The organism is Candidatus Methylomirabilota bacterium (assembly GCA_027293415.1).
Taxonomy (GTDB): Bacteria; Methylomirabilota; Methylomirabilia; order Methylomirabilales; family CSP1-5; genus CSP1-5.
Map to the genome: position 1 here is coordinate 1 of JAPUFX010000063.1, position 2,935 is coordinate 2,935.

Consider the following 2,935-nt stretch of genomic DNA (forward strand, 5'->3'; position numbering starts at 1 on the left):
CACAGACCACGCAGCGCGGTAAGGCTTTTCTTGATTTCCCTGACTTTGTCCCTGTTTACCAACCCATCGCTGATGACAAGATAGCCAACAGATCCTTAACCGTGGGAGGAACGTAAGACCACAAGCAAGATCTTGCCGACCAGAGAACGCCTCTGCGATCCTTATTCCTCTTGGTACTGCTCCTTGAGTTTCGCCACGACCGCGGGGTCCGCCAGCGTCGTGGTATCCCCCAGGGCATGACCGTCGGCGGTGTCTCGCAGAAGCCGCCGCATGATCTTGCCGCTCCTCGTCTTGGGAAGCTCCGCAGCAAAGAGAATCTCATCGGGTCGGGCGATGGCCCCGATCTTCTTTGCCACATGACCCCTCAGCTCATCTACCAATGATGGCGAACTCTCGATCCCTGCCCTCAGCGATACGAACGCACAGATCCCCTGGCCCTTCACCTCATGCTGTTTGCCGACCAACCGCAGCCTCGGCCACGCTCTGATGATCCACCAGGGCACTTTCCACCTCCATGGTACTTATCCTGTAGCCGGCCACGTTCATCACGTCGTCCACACGGCCCAGAAGCCAGAAGTATCCGTCCTTGTCTCGCCTGGCACCGTCACCGGTGAAGTATTTGCCCGGAAACCGACTCCAGTACTCCTCCACATATCGATCCGGATCACCGTATATGGTACGCAGCATGGCGGGCCACGGCTTTGTCAGTACGAGATATCCCCCTCCACCCAGGGGACCGGATTTCCCCTTCTTGTCGACTATATCGGCCTCTATACCGGGAAAGGGTTTCGTGGCAGATGCCGGCTTGAGTGAGGTCACGCCCGGCAGTGGGGTTACTAAGGGATTCCCCGTCTCGGTCTGCCCCAGGTGTCCATGATCGGACAGCGCTTACCGCCAATATTCTGGTGGTCCCACATCCAGGCCTCCGGGTTGATCGGCTCTCCCACCGTGCCGAGAAGTCGCAGGCTGCTCAGGTCATGCTTCTTTACGTATTCGGCCCCCCAACGCATGAAGGTCCGGATTGCCGTCGGGGCCGTGTAGAATATGACGACTCCGTACTTCTCCACGATCCTCCAGAACCGATCCTTATCCGGCCAATCCGGGGTCCCCTCGTAGACGACCTGGGTCACCCCATTGGCCATGGGGCCGTAGACAATATGGGTGTGGCCCGTCACCCAGCCGATATCTGCGGCACACCAAAAGACATCGTCCTCTTTCATATCAAAGATCCTCTTGTTTGCGAGATAAACCCCCACCAGATAACCCGCTGTGGTGTGGACGATCCCCTTGGGCTTACCCGTGGTTCCGCTAGTATAGAGAGTGTAGAGCATATCCTCACTGTCCATGGCCTCCGGCTTGCACCATAGAGGGGCATTCTCCATCAGCTCGTGCCACCAATGGTCCCTTCCTGTTTTCATCTCAGACTTGCTCGCATCCCCCACCCGCCTGACCACAACCACGTTCTCGATCGATGGGGTTCCCTCTAAGGCTTCGTCGGCATTTCGTTTGAGAGGTACGATACCCCCGCGTCGGTACCCGCCATCCGCCGTGATCAGGACCCTGGCCTCGGCATCGTTGATCCGGTCCCTGAGGGATTCGGCACTAAACCCGCCAAAGACGACACTATGCACGGCACCTATCCGGTTACAGGCATGCATGGCAATGATCAGCTCCGGAATCATCCCCATATACACGGCAACCCGGTCCCCCTTCTTTACCCCTAACTTCTTGAGGACATTGGCAAACTTGTTGACCTCGCGCCAAACATCTCTGTAGGTCAGAATCCGCTCGTCTCCCGGTTCTCCCTCCCAGATGATCGCCGCCTTGTTCTTACGGGCCGTCTTAACGTGGCGGTCCAGACAATTATAGGAAGCGTTGATCTTGCCCCCGATAAACCACTTGGCCCAGGGACATTTCCACTCCAGCACCCGCTTCCACGGTTTGAACCAATCGAGCTCTTTTGCAGCCTTTGCCCAGAACGCCTTCGGGTCTTTCCTGGCCCTGTCAAAAACCCTCGCGCTGGTGGGATGCGCTGAACGCTTAAATTCCTTGGGGGGAGGAAATTTCCTCCCCCTCTTTCAATAGAACTTCAATGGCTTTATCCGGCATGCCCGTCTCCTTTCTCCCTTCGAGTCCTAAAAAAGCTGAACTTAAGAAGGCGGATGTTATTCAATCGTGTACAGGTTGGCAAGGCAAAAAAAGCCTCTTTTACGAAAAGTATGGTTCCGTGAGTTGAAAACCCCAGTCCTGGCAAGGGATTGAGCGTGCTTTTACAAGACCTGCCATCCCTGAGCATTCCCATTTTTACCGCCTGCACTGCAGGCTGCCGAAAAGCAGATGCACGAAGTCGGCCTCGCCATCCGGGTTGCGCGTTCGGATGCCCTTGACGGCAATGAAGCCGGTGACGGCGAGAAAGATCCAGTTGAAGGCCCGCTCGAACTCTCCGGTGAATTCAAACATGCACAGGTCTCCCCTTCCTTTCGGAAGCGCCGAGCATTTTTACCTTCATGACGCAATGGCAATGATTGTATGTTTTAGTAACACTTCTAATAGCTATAGCCTTTGATTATAGTCTTAACCAGCAGTGTGGTAGCCGACGTTAGGGACAAAGGGGGGCCATGCCGGTTCTGGCCCGGACATTGTCGACACCGTCGCAGGCAAACTGCACACACCACGGGGGTAGCATGGCGAAACGAGATTTTCAGTCCGTGTATGATCGCTCTCTCAGCGATCCGGATAGTTTCTGGGCCGAGGCCGCTGAAGATGTGCACTGGATCAAGCACTGGGACAAGGTCCTCGACGACAGCAACAAGCCGTTCTACCGCTGGTTTACCGGTGGCGAAGTCAACACTTGTTATAACGCGCTCGATCTGCACATCGAGGGCGGGCGCGGAGACCAGGCGGCGCTGATCTACGACAGCCCGGTCACCGGCAA

At 56.2% G+C, this 2,935-nt stretch carries 2 protein-coding genes and 1 pseudogene; 1 reads left to right on the forward strand and 2 read right to left on the reverse strand.

Going from position 1 to position 2,935, the window contains the following annotated elements; all coding sequences use genetic code 11:
- Positions 1-161: 161 nt before the first annotated feature.
- Together acs and O6929_04615 are read right to left on the reverse strand one after the other, a co-directional pair.
- Positions 162-2,069 (reverse strand): annotated as a pseudogene (acs, locus tag O6929_04610) (acetate--CoA ligase).
- Between the two features lie 235 nt (positions 2,070-2,304).
- Positions 2,305-2,460 (reverse strand): hypothetical protein, encoded by a 156-nt coding sequence (locus O6929_04615; GenBank protein ID MCZ6479681.1) that lies wholly within the window; start codon positions 2,458-2,460, stop codon positions 2,305-2,307.
- 224 nt (positions 2,461-2,684) lie between these two features.
- Here O6929_04615 and prpE point away from each other — a divergent pair.
- Positions 2,685-2,935, forward strand: a 251-nt coding sequence (prpE, locus tag O6929_04620; protein MCZ6479682.1) for a propionyl-CoA synthetase, incomplete at its 3' end; no start/stop codon positions are given.